The 22,834-nt window shown below is 72.3% G+C and carries 19 protein-coding genes and 1 tRNA gene; 11 read left to right on the top strand and 9 right to left on the bottom strand.

Features of this window, described 5'->3' with window-relative positions; genetic code table 11:
- Positions 1-117: 117 nt before the first annotated feature.
- Complete coding sequence (locus tag VMF51_RS09810) at positions 118-1,974, bottom strand: glycoside hydrolase family 13 protein (RefSeq protein WP_325474240.1); 1,857 nt, start codon at positions 1,972-1,974, stop codon at positions 118-120.
- A gap of 52 nt (positions 1,975-2,026) precedes the next feature.
- Entirely contained in the window at positions 2,027-2,464 is a 438-nt protein-coding gene (soxR, locus tag VMF51_RS09805) for a redox-sensitive transcriptional activator SoxR (RefSeq protein WP_325474239.1), read from the bottom strand.
- Positions 2,465-2,572: 108 nt separating this feature from the next.
- On the opposite strand from soxR, the gene VMF51_RS09800 reads away from it, so the two are divergent.
- The 3 genes from VMF51_RS09800 to VMF51_RS09790 all read left to right on the top strand — a co-directional run bounded on the left by VMF51_RS09800 (position 2,573) and on the right by VMF51_RS09790 (position 4,181).
- Positions 2,573-3,301, top strand: a complete 729-nt coding sequence (locus VMF51_RS09800) for an SDR family oxidoreductase (RefSeq protein ID WP_325474238.1) — start codon at positions 2,573-2,575, stop codon at positions 3,299-3,301.
- 2 nt (positions 3,302-3,303) lie between these two features.
- Positions 3,304-4,065, top strand: a complete 762-nt coding sequence (locus tag VMF51_RS09795; RefSeq protein WP_325474237.1) for an SDR family NAD(P)-dependent oxidoreductase — start codon at positions 3,304-3,306, stop codon at positions 4,063-4,065.
- 43 nt (positions 4,066-4,108) lie between these two features.
- Positions 4,109-4,181, top strand: a tRNA-Thr gene (locus VMF51_RS09790).
- A 111-nt stretch (positions 4,182-4,292) separates the two neighbouring features.
- Here the strand turns inward: VMF51_RS09790 and VMF51_RS09785 are convergent.
- Together VMF51_RS09785 and pdxY are read right to left on the bottom strand one after the other, a co-directional pair.
- Positions 4,293-6,599, bottom strand: coding sequence for a CARDB domain-containing protein (locus VMF51_RS09785; RefSeq protein ID WP_325474236.1), 2,307 nt, complete (start codon positions 6,597-6,599; stop codon positions 4,293-4,295).
- Between the two features lie 112 nt (positions 6,600-6,711).
- On the bottom strand, positions 6,712-7,563 hold the full coding sequence (pdxY, locus tag VMF51_RS09780; RefSeq protein WP_325474235.1) for a pyridoxal kinase PdxY: 852 nt from the start codon (positions 7,561-7,563) through the stop codon (positions 6,712-6,714).
- A gap of 111 nt (positions 7,564-7,674) precedes the next feature.
- Here pdxY and VMF51_RS09775 point away from each other — a divergent pair, with 111 nt between their 5' ends.
- Together VMF51_RS09775 and VMF51_RS09770 are read left to right on the top strand one after the other, a co-directional pair.
- Positions 7,675-9,300 (top strand): GMC family oxidoreductase, encoded by a 1,626-nt coding sequence (locus tag VMF51_RS09775; protein WP_325474234.1) that lies wholly within the window; start codon positions 7,675-7,677, stop codon positions 9,298-9,300.
- A gap of 2 nt (positions 9,301-9,302) precedes the next feature.
- Positions 9,303-10,877, top strand: a complete 1,575-nt coding sequence (locus tag VMF51_RS09770) for a succinic semialdehyde dehydrogenase (RefSeq protein WP_325474233.1) — start codon at positions 9,303-9,305, stop codon at positions 10,875-10,877.
- A gap of 385 nt (positions 10,878-11,262) precedes the next feature.
- Here VMF51_RS09770 and VMF51_RS09765 read toward each other — a convergent pair whose 3' ends face one another.
- The 4 genes from VMF51_RS09765 to VMF51_RS09750 all read right to left on the bottom strand — a co-directional run bounded on the left by VMF51_RS09765 (position 11,263) and on the right by VMF51_RS09750 (position 13,946).
- Positions 11,263-12,045 (bottom strand): class III extradiol ring-cleavage dioxygenase, encoded by a 783-nt coding sequence (locus tag VMF51_RS09765; RefSeq protein WP_325474232.1) that lies wholly within the window; start codon positions 12,043-12,045, stop codon positions 11,263-11,265.
- A 70-nt stretch (positions 12,046-12,115) separates the two neighbouring features.
- Positions 12,116-12,772 carry a SanA/YdcF family protein gene (locus VMF51_RS09760; protein ID WP_325474231.1) on the bottom strand — a complete coding sequence of 219 codons (657 nt, stop codon included), beginning with the start codon at positions 12,770-12,772 and terminating at the stop codon, positions 12,116-12,118.
- Positions 12,769-13,422, bottom strand: a complete 654-nt coding sequence (locus VMF51_RS09755) for a uracil-DNA glycosylase (RefSeq protein WP_325474268.1) — start codon at positions 13,420-13,422, stop codon at positions 12,769-12,771. The genes VMF51_RS09760 and VMF51_RS09755 overlap by 4 nt, the downstream gene beginning before the upstream one ends.
- Positions 13,423-13,493: 71 nt before the next feature.
- Positions 13,494-13,946, bottom strand: coding sequence for a PaaI family thioesterase (locus VMF51_RS09750; RefSeq protein WP_325474230.1), 453 nt, complete (start codon positions 13,944-13,946; stop codon positions 13,494-13,496).
- Positions 13,947-14,010: 64 nt separating this feature from the next.
- Between VMF51_RS09750 and VMF51_RS09745 the strand changes: the two genes are divergently transcribed.
- The 3 genes from VMF51_RS09745 (at position 14,011) to VMF51_RS09735 (ending at position 20,207) form a co-directional block, all read left to right on the top strand.
- Positions 14,011-14,493 (top strand): helix-turn-helix domain-containing protein, encoded by a 483-nt coding sequence (locus VMF51_RS09745; RefSeq protein WP_325474229.1) that lies wholly within the window; start codon positions 14,011-14,013, stop codon positions 14,491-14,493.
- A 297-nt stretch (positions 14,494-14,790) separates the two neighbouring features.
- Entirely contained in the window at positions 14,791-16,929 is a 2,139-nt protein-coding gene (locus tag VMF51_RS09740; RefSeq protein WP_325474228.1) for a fibronectin type III domain-containing protein, read from the top strand.
- 47 nt (positions 16,930-16,976) lie between these two features.
- Positions 16,977-20,207 (top strand): metallophosphoesterase family protein, encoded by a 3,231-nt coding sequence (locus VMF51_RS09735; protein WP_325474227.1) that lies wholly within the window; start codon positions 16,977-16,979, stop codon positions 20,205-20,207.
- A gap of 75 nt (positions 20,208-20,282) precedes the next feature.
- Here the strand turns inward: VMF51_RS09735 and VMF51_RS09730 are convergent, their stop codons facing one another.
- Positions 20,283-20,411: a hypothetical protein gene (locus VMF51_RS09730; RefSeq protein WP_325474226.1), complete on the bottom strand. Its 129-nt coding sequence runs from the start codon at positions 20,409-20,411 to the stop codon at positions 20,283-20,285.
- A 153-nt stretch (positions 20,412-20,564) separates the two neighbouring features.
- On the opposite strand from VMF51_RS09730, the gene VMF51_RS09725 reads away from it, so the two are divergent.
- The 3 genes from VMF51_RS09725 to VMF51_RS09715 are packed head-to-tail and all read left to right on the top strand — an operon-like array spanning position 20,565 to position 22,776.
- A complete protein-coding gene (locus tag VMF51_RS09725; RefSeq protein WP_325474225.1) occupies positions 20,565-21,200 on the top strand; it encodes a TetR/AcrR family transcriptional regulator in 636 nt (211 codons plus the stop codon).
- Entirely contained in the window at positions 21,197-21,844 is a 648-nt protein-coding gene (locus tag VMF51_RS09720; RefSeq protein WP_325474224.1) for a class II aldolase/adducin family protein, read from the top strand. Before VMF51_RS09725 ends, VMF51_RS09720 begins: the two co-directional genes overlap by 4 nt.
- A complete protein-coding gene (locus VMF51_RS09715; protein WP_325474223.1) occupies positions 21,841-22,776 on the top strand; it encodes a carbohydrate kinase family protein in 936 nt (311 codons plus the stop codon). Before VMF51_RS09720 ends, VMF51_RS09715 begins: the two co-directional genes overlap by 4 nt.
- Positions 22,777-22,834: the final 58 nt, after the last annotated feature.

Here is a 22,834-nt window from a genome sequence, read left to right as displayed (position 1 = left end):
CCGAGCCTCGAAACCCGGTGAGACGAGAGGTAGCCCCGATCGAGGTGGTCTCTCGGCACGAGGGGTCTCGAGGCTCAGGACTTCGTCCTTCGCACCTCGACCGGCGTCCGGGTGGGGTCAGACGTGCCAGATCCACACCCCCGGCCCGTCCGAGGCCGGCAGGCGTACGACGCCCCGCCGCTCCCGCAGGTCGGGCGTCCGGCCGCCCTCGGTGCTGAGCACCAGCGACCCGTCGGTGAGGCCGAGCGGCCCGGCGGGCAGGTCGATCGCGGGGCCGGCGGCGCGGCGGGCGAGGACCAGCGCCGTGCCGGACGGGTGCTCGCGCAGGAAGGCCAGGGCGTCGTCGTCGACGTACGCCCACCGCAGCCCGCCGCGGCGCAGCGCCTCGTGGTCGCGCCGGGCGGCCGCGAGCGCGCCGTACGCCGAGAACGTGGCGCGGTCCCAGGTCTCCGGCCGGTCCCACGGCATCGGCCGGCGGGAGTCCTCGCCGAGCACGCCCTCCAGGCCGATCTCGTCGCCGGCGAAGATCATCGGCACCCCGGGCAGCGTGAACTGCAGCCCGGCGGCGACCCGGTGCAGCGAGCCGGAGCCGGTCACGGTGCGGATCCGGGCGCTGTCGTGCGAGCCGAGGATGTTCCACGACGTCGCGGCGGCCCGCCAGCCGTAGCGCGCGGTCCACTCGCGGAAGGTCCGCTGCACCAGCGGCCCGGGTCGGCGCGGCACGGGCAGCGGCCGACCGAACGCCCGGGCCGGTGAGGCGGGGTCGCGCAGCCAGGACCACACCGGCCACGAGAAGCCGGAGTAGTTCATCGTCCCGTGCCAGCCGTCGCCGTCGAGGTCGCCGGACGCGTCGTGGTTGTGCTCGCCGATCACCAGCGGGTCGGGTCGCTCCGCGGCGGCGGTCCGGCGTACCGCACGCGCCGTGTCGTGGTTGACGTCGAGCGTGCCGAGCCGGCCGGTCATGTTGGCGACGTCGATGCGCCAGCCGTCGACGTCGTACGGCGGCCGCAGCCAGCGGGCCACGACCGAGTCCGGCCCCTCGACCATCGCCGAGCGCAGGGACGCGTCGGCGAGGTTGAGCTTGGGCAGGGTGCCGTGGCCCATCCAGCACTCGTAGCTGCCGTCGTGGTTGAAGTAGTACCAGCCGCGGGTCGGCGAGCCCGGGTCGGAGGAGGCGGCGGCGAACCACTCGTGCGTGTCGCCGGTGTGGTTGGTCGTCAGGTCGCCGAGCAGCCGCCAGCCGCGTTCGTGGACGGCGGTGCCGAGCCGGGCGTACGCCTCGTCCCCGCCCAGCAACGGGTCCACGCCGTCGAAGGTGGACGCGTTGTAGCGGTGGTTGCTCTCACCCGGGAAGACGGGCGTCGTGTACAGGATCGAGGCGCCCGTCTCGGCGACGTGGTCCAGGTGCTCGACGATCCCGTCGAGGTCGCCGCCGAAGTACTGCAGCGGCGTGCGCGGGTCGCTGCCCTCGAAGACCACCTCGTCGTCCCACGCGGCCGGCACCGCCCAGCCGGGGACGGGCCGCTGATCGGCCGCCGCCGAGCGGGCGAAGCGATCCGGGAAGACCTGGTAGACGACCCCGTCCCGGCCCCAGTCGGGAGCCGGCTCGTGGACGGTGACGCGGAAGTCGAAGGTGTCGGGACCGTCGTGCTCGACCACGCCGGCGGCGGTCAGCCACCGCTGGTCGCCGTCGGCGTCCGCGAGCAGGAAGCGGTAGTGGGTCACCGGGTTGTGGACCGGCAGCTCGCCCTCCCACCACACGCTGTGCTCGTCGTGCTCGACGACCGCGCAGGCGTGGAAGGTGGGCTCGGCGTCGTACGTCGTCCGGATCCAGACGGACTCCACCGGGTCGCCGGCCCAGGTGCGCAGCCGGACCTTCACCGGCCAGCCGAGCGCGGGCGCCTCGTGCTCGAGGTAGAGGGGCGAGCCGTCGTGGTGCGGCTCGTGCAGCAGGTGGTGCGGGGTGGCGCTCATCGGGTGCCTCCTCGTCGGGTCACTGGCTGGTCACTGGCTGGTCACTGGCTGGTCACTGGCGCGGCTCGAGCCAGACGGCACCGGTGCCGTAGCTCGCCGCCTCGTCTCCGGGGTTCATCAGGGCGCAGCTCTTCATGCTCAGGCAGCCGCAGCCGATGCAGCCGTCGAGCCGGTCGCGCAGCAGCTCGATGCGCCGGATCTGCTCGTCGAGCCGGGGCCGCCACGACCTGCTCAGCCGGTGCCAGTCGGACTTCGTGGGGGTGCGGTTGTCGGGCAGCGTCGCGAGCGCCTCGGCGATCTCCTCCAGGCTCAGCCCGATCCGCTGCGCGGTCCGGATGAAACCGATCCGGCGCAGCGTGTGCTGCTCGTAGCGACGCTGGTTGCCCGACGTACGCACCGAGTGGATCAGGCCCCGCGACTCGTAGAACCGGATCGCCGACGTCGCCACCCCCGCGCGCTCGGCCAGGTGTCCGATGGTCAGCTGGGTCACGCCGCCAGCCTTGCTGATGCTCAAGGGTGCTTCAAGTTGGGTCGGGTCTCGATACGCGAGGTGTATCGAGACCTAGAACAAGTTCTAGTCGGCTGCTAGCGTCCGGCCATGACCAGCACCCTGAGCGACGACCAGCGCGTCGTCGTCGTCACCGGCGCGGCCTCGGGCGTCGGCCACGCGACCGCCACCATGTTCCGCGACGCGGGCGAGGTCGTCTTCGGCCTCGACGTGAACCCCAGCGTCCCGGACGGCGTGACCTACCTCGAGACCAACGTCGCCGACAAGGCGTCGGTCGACGCCGCGATCGCGACCTGCGCCCAGCACGGGCGGATCGACGTCCTGGCGAACGTCGCGGGCGTCGTCCAGTTCGGCCGTTTCGAGCAGATCGACGAGTCCGAGCTCGACCGCGTGCTCGCGGTCAACCTGAAGGGCCCGTTCCTGCTGACCCAGGCGGCGCTGCCGTACCTGAAGGCCGGTCCGGGGTGCGTCGTCAACGTCTCGTCGGTGGCCGGCCGGGTCCCGCAGCCGTACGCCGCGGCGTACGGCGCCTCCAAGGGCGGGCTGACCCAGCTCACCAAGAACCTCGCCCTCGAGCTCGTCCCGACCGGCATCCGGGTCAACGCCGTGTGCCCCGGCACCATCGACACCCCGATGGTCGCGAAGGTGGCCGAGACCTACCCGACCGACCTGGAGCCGCGGATCTCCGAGCGGCTCTTCATGCAGATGCCCGGGGCGATCCCGCCGGGCGACGTCGCGGCGGCGATCGGCTACCTCGCCTCGCCGGCGGCGGCGTTCGTCACCGGCACCGTGCTCGCCATCGACGGCCTCATGAGCTGACGATGGGCGTCCTCGAGGGTCGGGTCGCGATCGTCACCGGCGCGGCGCGCGGGGTGGGCGCCGGGATCGCGCGCGCGTTCGCGAAGGAGGGTGCGCGCGTGGTCGTGGTCGACCTCGACGAGGAGGGTGCCGCGGGGGTCGTCGCCGAGCTGACGCCGTACGCCGAGGCGCTGGCACTGCGCTGCGACATCCGCGACTCCGCCCAGGTGGACGCGTGCGTGGCGAGCGTGGTGGCGCGGTTCGGGTCCGTCGACGTCCTCGTCAACAACGCCATCGACGCCGTCTCGGCGCGCTTCGAGGAGACGACCGACGACGAGCTGGACCGGGTCCTCGACACCGGCCCGAAGGCGACCCTCTACTTCATGCGCGCGTGCTTCGCGCACCTGCGCGACAGCGGGTACGGCGGCCGGGTGATCAACCTGCGATCGGGGTCCGAGCCGCAGGGTCTGGCCGGCTTCGGGGCGTACGTCGCCTCGAAGGCCGCGGTCGCCGGCCTTACCCGGGTGGCCGCGCGCGAGTGGGGCCGGCACGGCATCACGGTCAACAACCTGGCGCCGTTCGTGCTCAGCGAGGGCGCGCGGAGCTACTTCGACGAGCGTCCCGAGGAGCTCGAGAAGATCATCCTGAAGACGATGTCGGTCCCGCGGCTCGGCGACGCCGAGCACGACGTCGGTCGCGCCGCGGTCTACCTCGCGGGACCCGACGCGTCGTACGTCACCGGCGTGACGCTGAGCGTCGACGGGGGCGGCAGCTTCTTCAGCTGACCCGCGCGCCCACTAGCATGAGCGACCGACCCGAGCGGGTCGCGCCGATGTAGCTCAGTTGGTAGAGCGCCTTACTTGTAATAAGGATGTCGCGGGTTCAATTCCTGTCATCGGCTCCCTGTCCGGACTTCTCGGGGCACGCCGTACGTTCTCGGCCGACATTTCGCCTGAGAACGTCCAGATTCCCCGGTGGACCGGGGAATCTGCGCGCCCCGGCCCCGCGGCCCTCAGTCCCCCCGCAGCCCCGCGATGAACGAGATGTCCATCTCGTCCTTGAACACCTCGGCCTCGATCCCGCCGGCGCCGGCGGTGACCTCGGGGCCGACCTGCCAGCCGACGTCCTTGATCGAACCGCCGGCGCGGGTGTCGACGCTGACGTAGATGCCGGACTTGAACGAGCCCTCGACACCGCCACCTCCGCCCTTGGCCTTGCTGCCGGCGACGACGGTCAGGGTGCCGCTGCGGAAGTCGTAGGAGACCTCGGCGAAGGCGTGCAGCAGCGGCAGCACCTCGGCGGAGAACTCCTGCTGGATCTTCTCGCAGTTGACCTTCACCTCGCTCGGGCCGAGGCCGAACTTGTAGCTGATCTTCTTGACCTCGTCCGAGCACGGGCCGGCGGTGTCGACCTCGGCGTCCTCGCCCTCGCCGGGGGTGTCCTCGGGGAGGGGTGCGACGCAGTGGTGCTCGCGGATCTGCGCGTCGCGGGCCCACACGTAGCCGCGCGTGGCGATGTTGCCGTGGGCGATGGACTCCTGCACCTCGATGGCCAGTGCTATCTCGTCGTGCCCGGCGGGCTCGGCGACGTGCGCCGCGATCGAGCTCATCAGCTGGGAGAGCAGGGCGATCCGCTCGTCCTGGGCGTCCTGGAGGTCGGCCATCAGGCCCAGCCAGCGCTGGTGCTCCGAGCGCAGGGCGGGACGGCAGTGGTCGTTCATGTACTGCGTGAAGCAGGGGGTGTTGTCGCAGGCGGCGGAGGCGTCGTCCAGGATCCCGCCGTAGATGTACGGCGCCTCGCCCGTGCCGCCGCCCCAGAACGCCTCCTTCTGCGTCACCAGGTCCTGGAAGATCTGGTCGATCTCGTCCTCGAGGGCCTCGATCTCCGGCGTGGTGGCGGTGAAGCCGAGGAGGATCAGCGACTGCCGTCGCTCGCGCTCCGCCTCGGTGCTGACCTCGTCGGCGGCGTCGAGGAGGTGGTCGATCTCGATCCGGCGGGCGTTGTGGTCGTCGATCTCCGCGTCGTAGCGGCTCAGGATCGCGTCGTACGTCGGCATCATCGCCACCGCCCGGTCCGGGGAGACGGGCAGCGGGACCTGGCGCAGCTGCGTGGTGCGGCCGGCGCCGAGGTCGATCTGCGAGAGCGGGTCGGGACGCTCGACCTCCTGGTCCGGCGGGGTGCGCTCGTGGGTGCGCTGACGGCTCTTGCGGATCAGCCGGGCGGCCTTCGCGTCGTCGCCGGCGCAGGCCTCGATCGTGGCCAGGCCCGCCTCCGCCTCGGTCAGCACCGGCGCGGACGCGCGGGCCGCGAGGAACCAGGGGCGTGCCAGGTCGCCGCGGCCGGTCATCACCAGTGCCTGGCCGCGCACGGTCGCGGCGATGGCCTGCTGCGGGATGCCCATGGCCGGGTCCCGGAAGGTCTTCGTGGCGGCGGCGTCGAGGAGGGCGACCGCCTCGTTGGGCATGCTCAGCGAGACGGCCAGCGACGCCGCGTTGACCAGGTGGGTGCCGATGGTCGGCTCGAGGTCGGAGGCGCGCAGCAACGCGGCCAGGGCGAGCCCGGGGGACCCCTGGGCCACGCCGGCGGCGGCCAGCTCCTGCAGCGCCTTCGGGTCGCCGTGCGACGCCGACGCGGCGAGCGCGCTCATCCCGTCGGGGGCGTCCTGGGTCAGCCGGGCACGAAGGCTGGCCACCGCCCCGGACAGGGAGAACGCCCGCGGCGGGTAGGTCGCCTGGCAGAAGACCTTCATGTAGCGCAGTGCCGAGCTCTCGTCGGCCGGCCAGGACAGCGTCGTCGCGAAGGTGTCGAGCTCGGTGTCGCCGGGATCCATCGCCGGGATCGCCGGGGGCCGCGGCACGGGCGGGGGCGTCGCGGGCCGCTTCACCAGCAGCGTGCCGGCGACCCGGCAGTTGTTGCGCTCGTTGCGCTCGCGGACCTTGCGCAGGTCGTCGGCGCAGACGCGGACGGCGTACGTCCCGCCGGCCAGGGTCGAGGGGACCCGGAAGGTGGCCGTGGCGGGGCGGGTCCGCTTGCGGGGCTTCAGCGCCCCGACGGCGCGCGTGCCCACGAGGACGGCGCTGCGTCCCGCGACCAGGTGGAGACGGGCCGTCGACCGCCGGGCCTTCGCGGTGCCGCCGTTGCGCACCGTGTGCGGGACCCGCACGGCCGCGCCCGGTGCGACGGTCCGCACCGACAGCGACGCGCTCGCGACCACGAGGTCCGGGGTCTTCCGGCGCGCCGCCTCCGCCGGGCCGGCGGCCGGAAGCAGGGTCACGGCGAGCGCGACGGAGGCGACGAGGACGGGAAGGCGGGACCGCATGGTCGAGGACTGAACCAGGCGGACCCGCCGGCCCGCCGCGTCATTTCGGCGCCGTCCAGACCGGTGGGAAATGCGGGATGCGCGAACGCCCCCGGTGTCGTACGACGGTGGGTCAGCGCAACCGGCGCGCGGTGAACGTCGCGGGCGGGTCGGCGATCGCGTCCTGGGCCGCGACCAGCTGGATCTCGCGGGTCCCGGCGGCGATCGTCGCCTCCAGGATCGCGAAGACCGACGACGTGGTCCGCTCCAGTGCGCTGGCGGGGGAGCCGGTCGAGCGCAGGTGGGCGAGGTAGAGCGCCGCGGTGACGTCGCCGCACCCGTTCGGGCTGATCGGCAGCAGCGGGGTGGTGACCACCCAGGCACCCTCGTCGGACACGGCGACCACGTCGAGGTGGTCGGGTGTCGCGTCGTCGGTGAGCACGCTGGTGACGAGCACGTCGCGCGGGCCGCGGTCGCGGACGGCGTCCACCGCGTCCAGCACCTCGGCGAGCGTCGTGGTGGTGCGCCCGGAGAGGAAGTCGAGCTCGAAGTGGTTCGGGGTCACCACGTCGGCCTGGGGCACGACCGTGTCTCGCATGAACTCCGGGATGCCCGGACGCACGAACATGCCGCGACCCACGTCGCCCATCACCGGGTCGCAGCAGTAGACCGCGTCCGGGTTGAGCGCCTTGACCCGGGCGACCGCGTCCAGGATCACCGCGCCGACGGCCGGGTCTCCCTGGTAGCCGGACAGCACGGCGTCGGCCTGGCCGAGGACGCCGCGGTCCTCGATGCCGGCGATCACGTCCGCCACGTCGGTCGGCGCGAGCAGCGGCCCGCGCCACGCGCCGTACCCGGTGTGGTTGGAGAAGTGCACCGTCAGCACCGGCCAGACCTCGTGGCCCAGGCGCTGGAGCGGGAAGGTGGCGGCGGAGTTGCCGACGTGGCCGTAGGCGACCGAGGACTGGATGGACAGGATCTGCACCGGACCATCGTGCCGTAGCCACGGTCTCCCGAGAACTAGAACAGGTTGCAGTTCATGGCGTAGTGTGTGCCCAGCCACATTCCGTCAGTATGTGAACGCCGAGGTGCACCGATGGCCAAGACCCCTTACCGCAACGAGGCCGACTACGTCGTCGTGGGTTCCGGGAGCTCCGGCGCCGCGATCGCCGGCCGCCTGGCCGAGTCGGGCGCGAGCGTGATCGTGCTCGAAGCGGGCAAGAGCGACGAGCAGTTCCTGGTGAAGAAGCCCGGGATGATCGGGCCGATGCACGCGGTCCCCGAGATCAAGAAGCGGGTCGACTGGGGCTACTACTCCACCCCGCAGAAGCACATCCTCGACCGCAAGATGCCGGTGCCGCGCGGCAAGGTCGTCGGTGGCTCCAGCTCGGTCAACGGCATGGTCTACGTGCGCGGCAACCGCGCCAACTTCGACTCCTGGGCCGCCGAGGGCAACGTCGGCTGGGACGCCGACACCGTCAACGCGGCGTACAAGCGCATGGAGGACTTCGAGGACGGCGAGAACGCCTTCCGCGGCGCCGGCGGCCCGATCCGGGTCTCGCGCAACAAGTTCCCGCAGGAGGGGTCGCTGCAGTTCATCCAGGCGACCGCCGACACCCTCGGCGTGAAGGTCCTCGACGACTACAACGGGGAGTCGCAGGAGGGCATCAGCCGGATGCAGCAGAACGCCGCGCAGGGGCTGCGTTACAGCGCCTCGCGCGGCTACATCCACCACCTCGCCCCCTCGACGCTGCAGCTGCAGACGCAGGTTCTGGTCCGCAAGGTCGTGATCGAGAACGGCCGGGCCACCGGCGTCGAGGTGACCGACAAGGACGGCTCGAAGCGGACGGTGCGGGCCGGCAAGGAGGTCATCCTCTCGGCCGGCTTCATCGGCTCGGCGCAGATCCTGATGCTCTCGGGCATCGGCCACGCCCAGCACCTCAAGGACCACGGCATCGCGGTCGTCGCGGACCTGCCGGTCGGCGACAACCTGCACGACCACATGTTCCACGCGATGACCTACCACACCACGACGTCGAAGATGCGCGGCAACGCCTTCTTCTTCGCCAAGGGCATCGCCCGGGAGGTGCTGCGGCCCGGGACGACGTTCCTCGCGAACTCCGTCTTCGAGGCCGTCGGCTTCGTGCGTACGTCGCAGGCCACCGACGTACCCGACCTGCAGCTGCACCTGCTGCCCTGGTCCTACGTCTCGCCCAACCAGGACGCGCCGATCCGCCACGACGTCTCGCCGCTGCCCGCGCTGACGGTGCTCACGACGCTGATCTACCCGCGCAGCCGCGGCACCCTGCGGCTCGCGTCGGCCGATCCCACGGCGGCACCGCTGATCGACCCGCAGTACCTTGCCGACCCGGCCGACGTCGAGCTCCTCGGCGAGGGCTCGGAGATGGTCCGGGAGATCATGGGCGGCGCGGCCTTCGGCGGCGCGGTGAAGGACGAGATCCACCCCGGCCGGCACCTGCGCGGCCAGGAGCTGCGCGACGCGATCCTCAACCGCGCGACCTCGGTCTACCACGGGGTCGGCACCTGCCGGATGGGCGTCGACGAGCTGGCCGTGGTCTCGCCCGACCTGAAGGTCCGCGGGGTCGAGGGCCTGCGCGTCTGCGACGCCTCGATCATGCCGTCGATCACCGGCGGCAACACCAACGCGCCGGCCATCATGATCGGCGAGCGCGGCGCCGACCTGGTGCTGGGACGGGGCTGAGCATGACCCTCGCACCGCAGCGGATCGCCCGCCCCTCGTCGGTCACCGACGCCTTCCTCCGGCGCCTGGTCGCCCGGGTCCCGTCGACCGGCGGCGGCACCTGGAAGCTCACCGAGGTCTACACCGGCGAGGTGCTCGTCGAGCTGCCGCAGTCGACCCCGGCCGACATCGAGCACGCCTTCGCCGTCGCGCGGAACGCACAGCGCGAGTGGGCCTCGTGGCCGCTGGCCAAGCGCCTGAAGGTCTTCAAGCGTGCGCACTCGCTGTTCATCGACAACGCCCAGACCACCGCCGACCTGATCCAGGTCGAGAGCGGCAAGAACCGGCGGATGGCGATCGAGGAGACCTGTGACCCGCCGATGGTCATGAGCCACTACCTCAAGCGGGCGCCGAAGCTGCTCGCGCCGGTGAAGCGGGGCGGTCCGGTGCCGTTCCTGACGACGTCGACCGAGATCCGCCAGGCCAAGGGCGTCGTCGGCATCATCGCGCCCTGGAACTTCCCGTTCGCGACCGGCATCTCCGACGCCATCTCCGCGCTGATGGCCGGCAACGCGATCGTGCTCAAGCCCGACAACAAGACGGCGCTGTCGCCTCTGTACGGCATCTCGATGCTGGAGGAGGCGGGCCTTCCGAAGGGGCTCTTCCAGGTCGTCTGCGGCGAGGGTCCCGACGTCGGGCCGACCCTGATCGACAACGCCAACTACGTCATGTTCACCGGCTCCACGGCCACCGGCCGGGTGATCGGCGAGCGGGCGGGGCGGAACCTGATCGGCTGCTGTCTCGAGCTCGGCGGCAAGAACCCGATGATCGTCCTGGAGGACGCCGACCTCGAGGAGACCGTCCAGGGCGCGGTCTTCGGGGTGTTCGGCAACACCGGCCAGATCTGCATGCACATCGAGCGGATCTACCTGCCGGAGTCGCGCTACGACGAGTTCAAGACCCGGTTCGTGGCCGCCGCGGAGTCGTTGCGCGTGGGGGCGTCGTACGACTTCGGACCGGAGATGGGCTCGCTCGTCTCGCCCGACCACAAGGACCGGGTGCAGGCGCACGTCGACGACGCCGTCGCCAAGGGCGCCACCGTGGTCACCGGCGGGAAGGCCCGCCCCGACCTGGGGCCGGCGTTCTTCGAGCCCACGATCCTCGAGGGAGTCACCAAGGACATGCTCTGCGGCGTCACCGAGACCTTCGGTCCGGTCGTCGCACTGCACCGCTACCGCACCGTCGACGAGGCGGTCGCGCTGGCCAACGACACCGACTACGGCCTCAACGCCTCCGTATGGGGTGGAGACGTGGAAGCCGCCAGCGCCGTCGCCCGGCGCATCGAGTCGGGCAACGTCAACGTCAACGACATCCTCGCGACGGCGTTCGCCTCCAAGGGGACGCCGTCGGGCGGGGTGAAGCAGTCGGGGGTCGGGGCGCGTCACGGTGACTACGGCCTGCTGAAGTACACCGACGTGCAGAACCTGGCGGTGCTGAAGAAGCAGGTGATGGGGGCCCGGCCCGGGCAGGATTACGACGCGTACGTGAAGTCGATGCTGTCGGGGCTGAAGCTGATGCGGAAGACCGGGGTCCGCTGACGCACGGGGGCGGCTCGTCGCCGCCCCATGACGGCGACGTCCCGTCGTGCTCGGGGGATCGGCCGTTCCCGGCGCGACCTGAGGATCGAGGCCGTCGGTCGGCAAGACGGGTTTCGAGGCTCGGCGCTGGCGCGCCTCGCACCTCAACCAGCGTCGCCGGGCCTCGCGTCTCGCACCTCAACCAGCGTCGTCGGGTGTCGCTGGTTGAGGTGCGAACAGACGAAGTCCTGAGCCTCGAAACCCCCGCAGGGTGGAGTCGGCCTCGTTCGAGATCGCGCGTCGATCAGCGTCGTGGGGTGCCGCTGGTTGAGGTGCGAACGGACGGAGTCCTGAGCCTCGAAACCCCCGCAGGGTGGAGTCGGCCTCGTTCGAGGCTCGGTCGGCGTCAGGCGACCTGCAAGGAGCGCTTCGAGAGGCCCATCCAGAAGCCGTCGATGATCTGCTCGCCCGGCGTACCGGCGTCGGCGGCGGCGCCGAGGGTGACGAACAGCGGCGTGTAGTGCTCGACCGTGGGGTGGGCGTAGGGCATGCCGGGGGCCTTGGCGCGGTAGTCCGCCAGCTCGTCGACGTCGCCGCGGGCCAGCGCCTCGGCGGCCCAGGCGTCGAAGTCGCGGGACCAGCCCGGGGCCTGGGCGTCGATGGACCAGTCGGTGAGGTAGCGCAGGCCGTGGGTGAGGAAGCCCGAGCCGACGATCAGCACGCCCTCGTCGCGCAGGGGGCGCAGTCGCGCGCCGATCGCGAGCAGGCGTGCGGGGTCGTGGGTCGGCAGCGACATCTGCAGCACCGGGATGTCGGCGTCCGGGTACATGATCTTCAGCGGCACCCAGGCGCCGTGGTCGAGCCCGCGGGTGGCGTGCTGGTGCACCGGCTCGGTCGCCGGCATCAGTGCGGCGACCCGGGCCGCGAGCGCGCTGGAGTCCGGCGTCCGGTAGGTCATCTCGTAGTACTTCGGGGCGAAGCCGCCGAAGTCGTACACCAGCGGCGCGCCGCTCGCGCTCAGGCTGATCGGGGCGGACTCCCAGTGCGCGCTCACGATCAGGATCGCGCTCGGGCGCGGCAGGTCACCGGCGAGGGAGGCGAGCTCGCCGGACCACACCGGGTCGTCCAGCAGCGGGGGAGCGCCGTGCCCGAGGTAGAGGCCCGGCATGCGCGAGTCGACGGTGGTCATGTCTCCTCCAATGGTTTCATTTTCAACTTTATTCCATCGGAGGCGCGGTGTCACGGGGTACGACGTCGGGTCAGGCCGGCGGCTCGGCCCACGAGGTCCGGCCGTCGCCGGCGATCGGCAGGGTCGGTCCGCCCGTGACGTCCGGTTGGAGGGTGGCCTCGCCGAGGCCGCGCACGCGGGCCAGCAGCTCGCGGGCGGAGACCCGGAGGCTGCCGGACCCGCCGACCGCCAGCCCGTGTACGTCGAGGCCCGCGGCCCGGCCGAGGTCGACGGCGCGGGCGGTGTGGAAGTCCTGGGTCACCACGACCGCCGTCTCGACCTCGAACACCGTCCGGGCGCGGCGCATGGTGTGCCACGTGTTGAACCCGGCGTAGTCGGTGAACACGTCCTCGGGAGGTACGCCGGCCGCGAGCACCGCCGCGCGCATGGTGTCCGGCTCGTTGTACTCGTGCGTGCCGTTGTCGCCCGAGAGCAGGATCTTCTCGACCGTGCCGGCCTCGTACAGTGCCACCGCGGCGTCGACCCGCTGCTGGACGACGGCGCCGAGCGTGCCGTCGGGGCGCACCATCGACCCGGGCACGATCGCGGCCTGGGCCTGCGGGAGCTCGCCGGGGTCGCTGGTCACCCGGTCGTGCGTGCGCCCGAGTACGACGGCGTTCGCGGTCCCGACCAGGAGGGCGCCGATCGCGAACAGGGCGCCGATGAGCAGGAGCAGGCGCCGCCTCATGCGGGCAGCCGCCAGTCCACCGGTGTGCCGCCCTGCTCGACGAGGAGCGCGTTGACCCGGCTGAACGGTCGCGAGCCGAAGAAGCCCCGGCTGGCCGAGAGGGGCGAGGGGTGCACGGATTCGACGTATGGCGTGCTGCCGAGCATCGGCTTGAGGCTCTGGGCGTCGCGGCCCCACAGGATCGCGACGAGCGGGCCGCCACGCTCGACCAGCGCCTCGATCGCGCGCTGGGTGATCTGCTCCCAGCCCTTGCCGCGGTGCGACGCGGACGCTCCCGGCTGGACGGTGAGCACCCGGTTGAGCAGCATCACGCCCCCGTCGGCCCAGCCGGTCAGGTCGCCGTGGGCGGGCGGCTCGACCCCGAGGTCGTCGCGCAGCTCGGTGTAGATGTTGGCCAGGCTGCGCGGGACCGGCCGTACGTGCGCCTCGACGGCGAAGCTGAGCCCGATCGGGTGACCGGGCGTGGGGTAGGGGTCCTGGCCGACCACGAGCACCCGTACGTCGGCGAGCGGTCGGCGGAAGGCGCGGAAGACGTTCTCGCCGGAGGGCAGGTACGGCCGGCGCGCGGCCAGCTCCTCGCGCAGGAAGCGGCCCATGGCGGCGACCTGGTCGTCCACCGGGGCGAGGGCCGCCGCCCAGTCCGGGGCCATCAGGCCCTTGTCGACGAGTCCGGCGAGTGCGCTCACGCGGACACGGTAGTGGCGAGCCGGTGGATCCGGGCTCAGGCGAAGATCATGCAGCTCGACGTGGCGTGGGCGACCAGCTTGTCGCGGGCGTCGAAGAGCTGCGCCTCGGCGAGGGCCGTACGACGCCCGCGCTGGATCACCCGGCCCACGGCCCGGAGCCGCCCGGAGTCCACCGTCGCGGGCCGCAGGAACTTCACGCTCAGGTCGAGCGAGGTGTAGCCCTCCCCGGCGGCCAGCGTGGTGTGCACCGAGCACGCGGCGGCGGTGTCGAGCATCGTCGACAGCACCCCGCCGTGCACCGTGCCGAGCGGGTTGTAGTGCCGGTGCTCCGGGTCCAGCTCGACCGAGACCGACCCGGGCTCGACGACGAAGTTCACGATCCCGAGCGTCTCGGCGATCGGTGCGGGCGGGATGAGTCCGTCGCGCATCGCGCTCAGCAGCTCGAGGCCGGTCATGGTCGCGAGGTCGGGGATCTGGGTCTGGGTCATGGATCCAGGCTCGCTCATCCGCGCTGCGTCTGTCAACGAGACTCAGGCTGGGTACCCTGAGGTCATGTCCACCCCCGTCCCGTCCGCGCTGGCCTGGTCGACCGAGAACTGCACCGTCGGCCGGTCGATGGCCGTCCTGGGGGAGCGGTGGACGTTCGTGGTGCTGCGCGAGGTCTTCAACGGCGTGCGCCGCTTCGACGACATCCGCCGCCACAGCGGCATCCCGCGGCAGGTGCTCAGCAACCGGCTCGGTCTCCTGGTCGACCAGGAGATCCTGCGGCGGGCGCCGTACCGCGACGCGGGGGCGCGCGAGCGGCACGAGTACCGGCTGACGCCGAAGGGCTTCGACCTGTACCCCGTGCTGGTCGCGATCGCGGACTGGGGCGACCGCTACCTCGCCGACCCCGGCGGGGCGCCCGTCGAGGTGGCCCACCTCGACTGCGGCGGGGTCGTGCACGCCGAGCTCGTCTGCGAGCACGGCCACCGCGTCGCCGACCCGCGCGACGTCGCTCCGCGCCCGGGTCCCGGGGTGCTGCCGGCCGGGTGAACGCCGGGCGTCGGACGAGCGACGACGCCGCGACACTCGGTCTAGACCGTCTGTCGACGCGACGGCCAACGCTCGGTGACCGGCAGGCGACCGGCGCCGGAGTGGGGTTTGAACGCCCCGCTCAGACGGGCTCTTAGCGATCGCTACGCGCCTGTCGGGCTCGTCCGCGGCCGGTTGGACGGCCTCGGGCAAACCCCTAACGTCGCCGACCGGAGCCCCCACCCGTTCGGGTGGTGGGGCTTCGTGCTGCCCGGAGCGCGGGCAGCCGACGTCGTCGAGCGAGAGGTCCATCCCGGCATGTCCACCGGCACCCCCGGAAGCAGCAGTACCCCTCCCCACGCCCTCGGTCGCGCCCTTGCGCGCGCCCGCCGGCGTCCGACCCGAGCCGGCCTGGCCGTCGGCGCCCTGGCCATCGGCCTGGTGACCACGACCGGCGTGGTGTCCCTCGCCGCGGGCGGCCTGGCCCCGCCGGCCGTCAACCCGGCGACCGTCTACGGCCCGCAGGTCGTCCCGGACCGCGTGATCCTCACACCCACGGCCACCCCGGCGGAGTCCCAGAGCGTCTCGTGGCGCACCTCGACGGCGGCCGGGGCGCCGCGGCTGCAGCTCGCGGTCTCCGGCCCGGGCGTCGTCACCGCCGAGCGCACCGTCGAGGCGACCACCACGACCTTCCGGACCGACCTCGGGTACGACGTCGCCCACCACTCGGCGACCGTCACGGACCTGGACGCGTCGACCACGTACGCCTACCGGGTCGGCGACGGCGACACCTGGAGCGGCTGGGCCGAGTTCACGACGGCGGCCACGACCGCGCAGCCCTTCTCGTTCATCATGCAGGGCGACGCGCAGAACGACATCAAGTCGTACGTCTCGCGCACCTTCCGCGCGGCGACCGAGACGCGCCCGTACGCGCGCGCGGTGCTGCACGCGGGCGACCTCATCGACACCGACATCTCCGACGCCGAGTGGGGCCAGTGGTTCGAGGCCGCCGGCTACGCCAACGGCGGGATGAACGTGATCGCCGCGGCCGGCAACCACGAGTACTACCCGGGCCCGACGCTGTCGCGGCACTGGGGCGCGCAGTTCGAGTACCCCGGCAACGGCCCGTCGAGCGACGAGCGCGTCACCCAGCTCTACGACGAGAACGTCTACTACACCGACTACCAGGGCGTCCGGTTCATCGCCCTGAACAGCAACTTCCCCGGCGACACCGCCGCGATGGCCGCGCAGACCGCCTGGCTCGAGGACGTGCTGAAGAACAACCCGAACCAGTGGACCGTCGCCACCTTCCACCACCCGGTGTTCTCGGTGAGCTCCGGGCGCGACAACGCCGCGCTGCGCCAGGCCTGGCTGCCGCTGTTCGAGAAGTACGACGTCGACATCGTCATGCAGGGCCACGACCACGCCTACGGGCGCGGCAACCTGCTCGCCAACGAGGAGGGACTCCCGGCGGGCGCGTCCAAGGACAAGAGCCACACCGGACCGGTGTACATGGTCTCGGTGGCGGGACCGAAGTACTACGTGCCGGACCCGCCGGAGACCAACAACTGGATCACCAACGGGGCGAACCTGCGCGTGGTCGGCCGCGACACCCAGCTCTACCAGGTCGTCGACGTCAAGGCCGGCGAGATGCACGTGGAGACGTGGGACGTCGCGGGCAACCTGGTCGACGCGTTCACCATCGCCAAGTCGGGCGGGCAGAAGCTGGTCACGACCGAGACGACGGCGCGTCCCTCGGGCCCCGGCTCGACGCGCGGCGACATCGGCCGGCCGGACCTGCCGGACCCCGTGGTCCCGGGTGCGGAGCAGACCGAGGAGCCGGAGGAGCCGGGTCAGCCCGGTGAGCCGGCGCTGGTGACCCCCACGGTCACGGTCGACCGGGCGGCCCGCCAGGTCTACGGCACCGCGACGCCCGTCCGCGTGACGGCTCGGCTCGCCCCGCTCGACGGTGCCGTCCCGGCCGGGACGCTCGTCGTCCGCGCCGGCCGGAGCGTCGTCGCGACGGGCGTTCCCGTGGCGGCCTCGGGCACCGCGTCCGTCGCGCTGCCGCGCACGCTCGCCGCCGGTCGGCACTCCCTGACGGCGACCTTCGTCCCGCGCGGCTCCGCCGTGCGCGGCGGTACGTCGGCGCCGGTCGTCGTCGACGTCACCAAGGCCAGGTCCACCACCCGGGTCACCGCGCCGAAGCGGGTGCGAGCAGGCAAGAGGGCCCGGCTCGCCGTGCGGGTCGCCGTACCCGGCGTCGCCGCACCGAACGCCCGCCTGGTCGTCCGCGACGGCAAGCGGGTCGTGGCCCGGGTCGCGCTGAAGGCCGGCCGCGCCACGGTGCGCCTGCCCCGGCTCGCGAAGGGCCGCCACCGCATCACCGTCAGCTACGCCGGCACGGCCAACGTCGCCGGCTCCACGTCCGCCGTCCGGGTGGTGAGGGTCCGATGACGACCGCTCCCCAGCCCGCCGAGACACGCGAATCGAGAGGCACCGCCATGCAGTCCCGCTCCCCGTTCCGCCGCCGGCCCCGGCTCCGTGCCGGTGTCGCCGGCCTGCTCGCGGCCGGCACGCTGGCCGCCGCCGCGGGTGCCGTCGTACCGGCCCCGGCCGCGGCGGCGCCGATCGACGCCGCCGCGGTCTACGCCCCGACCCGGGTGCCGGACCGGATCACGCTCACGCCGACGGCGGACCCGTCGACGAGCCAGTACGTCACCTGGCGTACCTCGACCGGCGTCGCCGAGCCGGTGGTCGAGCTGCGGGAGGCCTCGAGCCTCACCTACCGCAACGACAACACCGTCGTCGCCGCCGAGCGGTCGACCGACATGACGACCGACCTGGGCTACCAGCAGACCTTCCACGGCGCCCGGCTCACCGGGCTGAAGGCCGGGACGACGTACCAGTACCGGGTCGGCGACCGCACCAACTTCAGCGAGTGGCAGCACTTCACGACCGAGTCCGCGACCGCGGACCCGTTCTCGTTCCTCTACCTCGGCGACGTCCAGAACGGCATCAAGTCGCAGGGCTCGCGGGTGCTGCGCAACGCCTTCCGTGACCGCCCGGACGCCGATCTCATCGTGCAGGTCGGCGACCTGGTCGACGACGCCATGAGCGACGAGCAGTGGGGCGAGGTCTACGAGGCCACCGACTACGTGCTGGGCACCACCAACTTCCTGATGGCGCCGGGCAACCACGAGTACGACGGGCCGGAGATCTCGGACCAGTTCCAGGCCCAGTTCACCTACCCGGCCAACGGCCCCCAGGGCCAGGGCGGGGCGTACGACGACCTGAAGGGGACGGTGCACTACACCGACTACCAGGGCGTCCGGTTCATCTCGCTCAACAGCAACCTGACCACCGCCGAGCAGCTGGCGATCCAGACCGAGTGGCTCGACGGGGTGCTGAAGGAGAACCCGAACGAGTGGACGGTCGTCTACTTCCACCACCCGCTGTTCTCCCTCGACGAGGGTCGCAACAACCGGGCACTGCGCCAGTCCTGGCTGCCGCTGCTGGAGAAGTACGACGTGGACCTGGTCCTGCAGGGCCACGACCACGGCTACGGCCGGGGCAACACTGACGCCGCCGAGGAGGGCAACCCCGCGAGCTGGGACAAGGAGCGGAGCTACTCCGGCCCGGTCTACGCCGTCTCCGTCGTGGGTGAGAAGCAGTACCGCGGCGGGCCGCGCCTGTGGGATGAGAACGACGCCCACCTGCGCCGGCTCGGCGGCGGGATCCAGCTCTACCAGGCGATCGACGTCGCCGACGGCCGGCTGCGCTACGAGGCGCGCACGGCGGACGGCCAGTACTACGACGGCTTCACCATCGTGAAGAACGAGCACGGCAAGGCCGTCACGGACGACGAGGCGCCCGACGAGATCGACCCGACCGACCCCGGTCCCTGCCTGGGCTGCGAGAACCCCGAGGAGCCGGAGGAGCCCGAGGAGCCCGAGGAGCCGGTCGGCGACCTCGACTACGCCTTCGAGAAGTCCCTCGTCTCGGTGGACGACGTGACGGCGCAGCTGCCGGCGGGGGTGGTGTTCTCGCAGGAGCGGGACACGTTGTTCCTGGGTGATCAGAACGGTCGGTCGATCTGGGAGATCGATCCGGTGACCGATGAGGTGCTGCGGTCGATGACGTTGCCGGAGAACATCCGGGACCTGGGCATCGACGACGAGAACGAGCTGCTCTATGTGGGTCAGCAGAACAAGAACTGGCTGGTGGTCTCGATCGCGGCGGGTTCGTTCGGTGAGGTGGTGCGGGGTCCGTTCCCGATCAGTGAGTCGAACCGGTCGTTGGACGTGGACCCGGAGCTGGGCTATGTCTACGCGGCGATCCCGGCGCGTGGGGTGGAGGTGTTCGACGCGGTCACGGGTGCCTCGCAGGGCACGATCAACGGCACGACGGGTGCGTACTACGTGGCGGCCGACGAGGTCGGTGGCCAGGTGGCGGTGGCGTACTTCGAGGAGCTGACGGACGTGAAGAACGTCGAGGTCTTCGATGCCGGCAACGGGTTCAGGCATGTGTGGGACTCGCCGACGCGGGCGAATGCGCGTCAGGTGGACTTCGACTCGACGAACGGTCTGCTGTACGTCGGGTTCACGGGTGTGACGGCGTCCTCGGGTGGTTTCGCGGTGTACGGCGCGGGCTCGGGTGAGCTGTTGGTGGACAAGGTGGGGCCGGAGTTCGGCAAGGACGGGTACGGCATCGCGGTCGACGAGGAGCGGCAGCGGGTCTACGTGTCGAACCGTGACCACCGCCTCAGCCCGCCCGGAGAGGAGACCGTCCCGGTCGCGGTGACGATCAGCGAGCGGATCCTCGAGGGCGGCAACCCCGACCCCGAGCCGGAGCCCGAGCCGGAGCCGGAGCCCGAGGTGCCGAGCGGGACGGCGTACACGCCGACCCCGATGGCGGCGATCCCCGACGCCTCCGACACGGAGACCGACGACCGGCCGGTCGGCTCGGTGGTCGAGCAGTCGACGGGTCACCTGTACGTCGCGAACGAGATGCGTCCGGCGCGGATCCGGGTCATCGACCCGGTGGCCGACACGACGCTGCGCACCATCACCGTGCCGAACGCGACCGACGAGGGGGTGCGCGACGTCGCGCTGGACGAGGCGAAGGACGAGCTGTATGTCGCCTACTCCAACAAGTGGGTCGTGCTGGACCAGGCGAGCGGCGCGGTGAAGCGCGGTCCGTTCGACTTCGACGCGAACGTGCGCGGCATCGACGTCGACCTCGAGCGGGGCCGGGTGCTCGGGGCGACCCGCGGCACCGGGTTCTACGTGGCCGACGCGACGACGGGTGCGCTGGTGCAGAAGGTCGAGCTCCCCGGGGACAACTGGTCCTCGCACGGCATCGCCTACGACGCGGTGCACGACCGGGTCTACCTCTCCAACGAGAACAGTGCGGGCACGGTCGGGCTCCGGGTGCTCGACGGGGCGTCGTACGACCTGCTCGACGACGTCGAGACGGCGGCGCCGAGCTGGCGCTCGGTGGCGGTCGACCCGGTCGCCAGCCGGGTCTACCTCGGCCACGCGACGGTCCCCGCCGGCACCTCGGGTGTGACCGTGCTCCGGACCGAGGACCTCTCGGAGGTGGCCCGTCTCTCAGCCCTCGCCTTCGGCAGCAAGGTGTACGGCGTCTCGGTCGACACCCGGCACGGGCGGGTCTACGTCTCCGCGCGGGACCGCTACCCGACCGGGCTGATCCGGCTGCAGCGCGGCGCCTGAGTACCGACGACGCCGGCCCCGGGGAACCTCTCCCCGGGGCCGGCGTCGTCCGCCGGCAGGCCGAGGCTGGCTGCCTCAGATCGGCGCGGGCTCGGTCGGCGGAACTCCGGGGTCCTCGCCCGGGGCGGGCGTGGGGATCGGCGGCGGATCGCCGCTCGGGACGACCTCGGGGTCGGGTGCGGGCTCGGTGGGTGTGGTTGTCATGTCGCCCGGTACCCGCCGCGCCCGCTGTAACGCGGTGTCCGCACGGGAACGGCGGTGCTGCAGCACCGCACCAGGCCGGTGGACACCGCGTTACAGCGACAGCGCGAGACGTGAACGTGTGTCAGGTTCGGGTTCGTCGATTACGCTCCGTCCATGTCGTCGCTCCACGCTGAAGCCGGGGTCGGTCCCCGGCGCCGGGTCCCCACCCAGGCGCGCAGCCGTCGCCGGGTCGAGGCGATCCTCGACGCCGCGGCAGCGGTCGTCCTGGAGGACGGGGTCGAGGCGCTGTCCACGCGCGACATCGCGCGGGTCGCCGGCGTACCCGTCGCCTCGCTCTACCAGTACTTCGCCGACAAGGAGGACGTGCTGCTCGCGCTCGTCGGGCGCGACATGGCGGAGATGGACGAGCAGGTGCTCGCCGACCTCGCCGACCTCGCCGAGCGCGACCACACCGTCGCGGGCGTCGTCGGCACCACGATGGCGGCCTTCGTGAAGGTCTACGACCGGCGCCCGGCCTTCGTCGAGGTCTACCTGCGCGGACGCACCAACGCCGCGATCGCGCAGTTCGGGCGCGAGCACAACGCCCGGGTGGCCCGGACCCTGCGCGCGTACGCCGTCGACCTCGGCGTCCTGCGGCCCGACCTCACCGACGCGATGGCCGAGCTGGCCGTCGAGGTGGGCGACCGCGTCTTCCAGCTCGCCTACGAGAAGCGCCGCGGCGGTGACCGGGCGCTGGTCGCCGAGGGTCTGGCGATGGTGACCGCCTACCTCGAGCGGTACGCCGCATGAGCGACCAGCTCCGCACCGCCGTCGCGTCAGCGGCCCGCCGCCTGGCCCTCGAGGGCCTGCTGATCGGCACCGCCGGCAACGTCTCGATGCGCTCGGGCGACCGGGTCGCGGTCACCCCCTCCGGTCTGGACCTCGCCGCGTGCCGGCTCGAGGACGTCGCGGTCGTCTCGCTCGCCGGCCGGGTCCTCACCGGCCGGCTCCAGCCGACCTCCGAGCTGGGCCTGCACCTCGGCGTGTACGCCGACACCGACGCGAGCGCGGTCGTGCACACGCACGCGCCGTACTCGACCGCGCTGGCCTGCGTCCTCGAAGAGCTGCCGGTCATCCACTACCAGCAGCTGCTGCTGGGCGGATCGGTCCGCGTCGCGCCGTACGCGACCTTCGGGACGCCGGAGCTGGCCGCCCACGTGCGCGACGCGCTGGGCGGCCGCCAGGCCGCGCTGATGGCCAACCACGGCTCGGTCACCGTCGGGACGACGCTCGAGCAGGCGGTCGACCACGCGCTGCTGCTCGAGTGGCTGGCGGCGCTCTACCACCGGGCCAGCGCGCTCGGCACCGTCCGGGTCCTGTCCGAGGAGGACCAGGTCGCCGTCATCACGGCAGCGCTCGCGCGCGGCTACGGAACCCCGCAGGAGAACCCATGAAGGTCGCCGCCGTCGGCGTGCACGTCCTCGACACCCACGTCATCGGGATCGAGTCCATCCCCGCCGGCTCGGACGGCCAGCTGGTCGAGCGGATCCGGTTCTCGCCGGCCGGCACCGCCGGCGGCACGGCCGTGGTGCTCGCGCGGCTCGGCGCCGAGGTGGCGTCGTACGGCGCCGTCGGGACCGACCCGATCGCGTCGGTGCTGCTCGAGCTGCTCGCGGCGGAGGGCGTCTCCGTGGCCGGGCTGGTCCGCAAGGACGAGCACCAGACCTCGTCGTCGGTGATCCCGGTGCGCTCGAACGGCGACCGGCCGGCGTGGCACTGCATCGGCGCCAACGGCGCCTTCACCCTCGACGACCTGCCGTCCACGGCGCTCGACGGCGTCACCCACCTGCACCTCGGGGGCCCGGAGTTCCTCGGCGGGCCGGCCGCCGGCGAGCTGCTGGCCCGGGCGCGCTCGCTCGGCATCGTGACGTCGCTCGACGTCCTGGCGCCCGGCGACCCCGACATGCTCGCCTGGATCGCGGACGCCCTCCCGCACACCGACTACCTGCTGCCCAACGACGAGCAGGTGCTCGGTTTCACCGGTGCCTCGTCGCTGGTCGACGGTGCGCGTGCACTGGTGGACGCCGGCGCAGGTTGCGTGGCCGCCACGGCCGGCGCCCGCGGGGCCGTCGTGGTCACCGCGGACTCGGTCGTCGAGGTCCCGGCGTACGACGTACCCGTCGTCGACACCACCGGGTGCGGCGACGCCTTCTCCGCCGGCTTCCTCCGCGGCCTCGCCCTCGGCCGCGACCTGCGCGGCGCCGCCGAGCTCGGCTGTGCCACCGCCGGTCAGGTCGCCGGCGGTCTCGGCACCGACGCCGGGTCGTACTCGCTCGACGCGGTGCTGGAGGTCGTGGCGGCGGGGGCGGTCCGCGCCGGGCTGTAACGCGGTGTCCACCGACCTGGTGCGGTGTTGCAACACCGCACCCGGTCGGTGGACACCG

The sequence above is a fragment of the Nocardioides sp. genome, assembly GCF_035503875.1.
Taxonomy (GTDB): Bacteria; Actinomycetota; Actinomycetes; order Propionibacteriales; family Nocardioidaceae; genus Nocardioides.
Note: the sequence above shows the minus strand (reverse complement) of the source record. Positions and strands in the feature narration are given on the sequence as shown.